Below are 4,950 nucleotides of genomic sequence, written 5' to 3' on the forward strand. Positions count from 1 at the left end.
GGATTATATTATTTGTCTTATTTTTTGTTTTGGTGGCTTATAAATGCTTCTTTTTGGAGGGTTCACTCGAACACGTGCAAAATTGCGGGTGATTTATAAATGTGTTCGAGTAAGCGGGGAGGATTCTTACTCCTTCTTCAGCTAATCTGAGTATGTTATATGTCTGCTTGGAGTTGTTTCGACGTTGGGAATGCTGCTTTCTGTTCTTCGGATTTTTATAATTTTGTTTTTCTTTTTTCTATTAAAATTTTTTCTTCAACGGTTTTTTTGTGGTTTTTGTTTGGTTTTTTTGTTTTTTGGGGTGTTTTTCCGTTTTTTCACTGTTTTTGGATCCCCTAAATTTCCTGTGGAAAATTTGTGGTGTTCAGGTTCTATAAGTATAGAAGAATGTTAAAACAAACAATGTCAGCCACTGATATAGAAATGGTCAAGGGAATTTCCGACAAGAATGGAGGGATTTAAATGGGTAACAGAATTTAAAAGGTAAGCTTCCATAACCATTTGACTTTTTCAAATAACGCGGTTACAATTTTAAACTCGGGTTTGTAACTCCGTGTCAGAGAAATGGGTTCCCATAATTATATTTAGTTGGCGGGTTATGAACATGTGATAGAGGTTCTGATTCTTAAGCGGGATGGAAAGGTTATGGCGGTAAAGAAAGGTTTGGAAAATTTATTGAGGGATTTGAAGGATGAAAGAGATTGGAGAATTCGAAAATCGGCAGCTTGGGCACTGGGCAAGTTGGGGGATAGGAGGGCGGTGGAACCACTGATATTGGCGTTAAAGGATGAGAATTGTGATGTGCGGGAGGCTGCGGCTCTGGCTTTGGGAAAAATGAGGGATAAGCGTGCAGTTGACCCCCTGGTGCAAATGCTGAGGGATAAGGATCGGGATGTTCGAATGAGAGCGGCTTGGGCACTGATAAGAATTAGGGAACCGGCCATAGAGCCCTTAATACAAATGTTGAGGGATGAGGATAGGGGTGTAGGATTTAGAGCGGCATACGTTTTGGGGGAGATGGGAGAACTAGCATTAGAGCCGTTAATGAAAGCATTGGGTGATGAGGGTAGCAGTGTGCGGGTTAGGGCAGCAGTAGCTCTAGGGAATATAGGGGACAAGAGGGTGGTGGAACCACTGATCCAAGCATTGGGAGATAAGAGTTTTGAGGTGCGAGAGGCTGCGGCTAGGGCACTAGGGGCGATTAGGGATGAGAGGGCGGTGGAACCACTGATTAGAGTTCTGAGAGGAGATGAGGCGGTTCGGCAAACCGCGGCGTGGGCGCTTGGAAAGCTGAGGGATGAGAGGGCGGTGGAACCACTGATCCAAATGCTTTATCATGAGAATACGTTTGTGCGTGTCAGTTCATCGGCAGCACTAGTTATGATTGGGGAATCAGCGGTGAACCCGTTGATACGCGTACTGAAGCGTCAGAATAGTGATGTGCGGGTGACGGCAGCTTGGATACTGGGAGAAATAGGAGAACCGGCGGTAAACCCCCTAATAGAGGCGTTAAAAGAGAGTGATAGTGAGGTGCGAATGCGGGCAGCCTGGGCGCTGGGCAGGATGAGGAATAGGAGAGCGGTGGAACCACTAATACAGGCGCTGGGAGACGGGGATAAAGAGGTTCGAGTGACCGTGGCTTGGGCGCTGAGGAAAATTGAGGATAGGAGAGCGGTGGAGGCCCTTATAGAGGCCTTGAAGGGGGATGAGGCGGTTCGGCAAACCGCAGCGTGGGCCCTGGGAAAACTTAGGGATAAGAGGGCGGTGGAACCATTAATAGAGGCGTTGAAGGATAAGGATTGGGTGGTTCGTATGGAGGCTGCCCGGGCTCTGGGAAAGATAAGAAGTAAGCAAGCGGTGGAACCGCTTATAAAGGCTTTATTAGATGAAAATGGGAAGGTTCGGCAGAAGGTGGTTAATGCTCTGGGGGAGTTAAGGGATGAGAGGGCGGTGGAGCCACTGATCTGGGCTCTGAACGATGTTGAGGATGGGGTTCGGATAAGTGCGGTGCATGCTTTAAGAGAGATAGAGGATAAAAGAGTGGTGGAGCCTTTAATCCGGGCATTAAGGGACAGATATTCATACGTGCGGTTAGTAGCTACGAGGGCCTTGGGAAAGATAAAGGATCCGAGAGCGGTGGAGCCCCTGATAGATTCCCTAAAAGATTTTAGCAGTAAGGTGCGAAGGAACGCGGCGTGGGCGCTTGGGGAAATTAGGGATAAGAGAGCCATAGAACCATTGAAAGAAGCACTAAATGATGTGGATATTAGGGTTCGAAACAACGCGGCGGGAGCACTTGGCCGCTTAGAAGGTGAAGATAAACCGACTATACGGAAACTAGGAAGCGAAGATGATCGTGAGAAGAAATGCTAACTAATTTTAGATAAGAGAATGGCGGTTTTCCAAAAACCTAATTGCTACAGGCATAAGATCTCGTGGATGTAAAATTTAGTGGAGTTTTTCTTTTTTTGGATTCTTATTATACTGAGAGTTTTATCAAAATTCTTATATGTAATTTTTTGTATTTTTACCACTATAATTTGTTAAATCTTTAGTTTCAATTCGAAAAATACTTTGGATTATTAGGAATTGGTAAAGGAGGGCTTTAAGATAGGTTTTGGTTCTTAGATGCTTTTACTTAATTTATTGTGTTATTTGAGGTGGTTCTGTGAAAAAATTTGATGTGGTTGTGATTGGTTCTGGTTCAGGTATGATTGTGGCTTCAAATGCTGTTGAGAGTGGTCTGAAGGTGGCGTTGGTTGAGAAGGCATCTGTACTTGGTGGAACGTGCCTCAACTGGGGCTGTATTCCTTCTAAGATGCTTATCTACCCGGCGGATGTTGTGGCTATGATTCAGGAGGCGGAGAAAATCGGTGTTAAGGCGAGGATCGAGTCTATCGATTTTAAAAAGATTATGCATAGGATGCGGCATCTGGTTACAGAGGAGAATCAGGGCATGGCTAAGGGTGTTGAGATGGATCCGAATATTACATGGTTTAGGGGAGTGGGCGAGTTTGTTAAGGATTACACTATGAAGGTTGGAGACGAAGAAATTAAGGGGGATAAGATTTTTATTGTTTCTGGTGCTAGACCGTTTGTCCCGCCCATTAAGGGGATTGATGGCGTTGAATATTTGGATAACGAATCTGTGTTGCAGCTGGAAAAGTTGCCGGAAAGCATTATTATTGTGGGTGGGGGATATATTGGTTGCGAGTATGCTCACTTCTTTGCAAGTATGGGCAGTGAAGTTACCATAGTTGAATTAGGGTCGAGGCTGGTTGCCGCAGAGGAGCCGGAGATTTCTGACCTGCTTAAGAAGGAAATGGAAAAGAGAATGACCGTGTACACTAAGCATGGTGTGGAGGAGGTTAAAGAAAAGGACGGGTTTAAAACTGTGCTGGTTAAGGATATGGATGGCGGGAATGTTAAGGAGTTATCAGCGGAGGCTTTGATGATGGCTGTGGGAAGAAAGCCCAACTCGGACCTGCTGAAACCGGAGAAGACCGGTGTGGAGGTGGATAAGAGGGGGTTTATTAAAGTGAATGAATATCTTGAGACCTCTAAGAAGAACATTTGGGCTTTTGGCGACGCTATCGGTCAGCAGATGTTTAGACACGCTGCGAACTATGAGGCACAGGTGGTTTGGCATAATGCTTTCGGTGGGCATAAGGTACCCGTGGATCTTTCTGCGACGCCTCATGCTGTTTTTACGCATCCTCAAATTGCGGGAGTGGGTTTAGGAGAGGATGAGGCAAAGCAACAGTATAATGATGTTTTAGTAGGCTACTACTACTATAAGGATACTGCTAAAGGCTCCGCGATGGGGGATCCAGAGGGATTTGTAAAAGTCGTTGTGGAAGCAGAGAGCGGAAGACTTCTGGGAGGTCACATAATTGGTCCCTTTGCAGCCATTCTTGTTCAGGAGCTGGTTAATGCTATGAGCTATGGTAATAGAACCTATGCTCCAATCGTGAGGGCTATGCACATTCACCCGGCAATAACGGAGACCGTTAAATGGGCCTTCGGCAATCTAAGACCAGTTGAGAAATGAGGTGAAAAATATGAATATTGTAAAGGTTCAGGGTAGAAACAATAAACATAAGGTTAGAATGTACGCGTTAAGTACTTGTATTTGGTGTAAGAGAACTAAGCAGTTTTTGAAGGATAATGATGTTGAGTACGAGTATGTTGATGTGGACTTGGCTAGTAGGGAGGATGCGGAAATAATCAGGCAGGAGATTCGAGAAAAGGGAGGAATTATGTCCTTTCCCGTAACTATAGTAGATGATGAAAAGATAATAAATGGTTATCGTGTAGAAGATATAAAGGAGGCCTTGGAGCTATGACAACATTGGAAGAGGTTCGAAAGAGGGCGGAAGCCGATGCCAAGACCTATGGCTACTACCTGAATCCAGATCCAGATTTTCTCCAGGGACTTATCGAGGGGCTTAAGAAGAATTGGGATCGCTATGGTTATCCCTCATGTCCATGTAGACTGGCTTCGGGTAATCTTGAATTTGACCGAGACATTATCTGTCCCTGCGACTATCGGGATCCGGATGTGGCGGAGTACGGTCAGTGTTACTGCTCGCTCTACGTTAGTAAAGATGTTTATGAGGGTAAGGCACCTATGATGTCGATTCCCGAACGTAGACCAAAAGAGAAGCAGGCGAGAGCCTACGGGGTCGCAGCGGAGGTTCCAATAGAAGAAAGGGGTGAAGAAGAAGCCGCTGTGAAGGCTGGGGAGCCTGCATTGGTTAAGAAGAAGTTGTGGTACTGTAAGCAGTGTGGCTACGTTGTTTATCGTGAGGATCCCCCCTATATTTGTCCGATATGCAAAGCTAAGAGAGAAATGTTTGCCGAAATAAAAATGAAAGTCCGCATGAAAGGATAATGATAAAAAACTTTCAATCTCCGTAGCTGGAGAACGGTTTTTGCAAGGGTTGTATC

At 45.2% G+C, this 4,950-nt stretch carries 4 protein-coding genes; all 4 read left to right on the top strand.

Annotated elements, in window-relative coordinates:
• The first annotated feature begins 645 nt into the window (after positions 1-645).
• The 4 genes from ACUVXA_RS16275 (at position 646) to ACUVXA_RS16290 (ending at position 4,894) form a co-directional block, all read left to right on the top strand.
• Positions 646-2,373: a HEAT repeat domain-containing protein gene (locus tag ACUVXA_RS16275; protein WP_445872338.1), complete on the top strand. Its 1,728-nt coding sequence runs from the start codon at positions 646-648 to the stop codon at positions 2,371-2,373.
• A 295-nt stretch (positions 2,374-2,668) separates the two neighbouring features.
• A complete protein-coding gene (locus tag ACUVXA_RS16280) occupies positions 2,669-4,051 on the top strand; it encodes a dihydrolipoyl dehydrogenase (RefSeq protein ID WP_445872339.1) in 1,383 nt (460 codons plus the stop codon).
• 10 nt (positions 4,052-4,061) lie between these two features.
• Complete coding sequence (locus tag ACUVXA_RS16285) at positions 4,062-4,346, top strand: glutaredoxin family protein (protein WP_445872340.1); 285 nt, start codon at positions 4,062-4,064, stop codon at positions 4,344-4,346.
• Positions 4,343-4,894, top strand: a complete 552-nt coding sequence (locus ACUVXA_RS16290) for a ferredoxin-thioredoxin reductase catalytic domain-containing protein (RefSeq protein ID WP_445872341.1) — start codon at positions 4,343-4,345, stop codon at positions 4,892-4,894. The genes ACUVXA_RS16285 and ACUVXA_RS16290 overlap by 4 nt, the downstream gene beginning before the upstream one ends.
• The last annotated feature ends 56 nt before the right edge of the window (positions 4,895-4,950 follow it).

Source organism: Candidatus Jordarchaeum sp. (assembly GCF_052745115.1).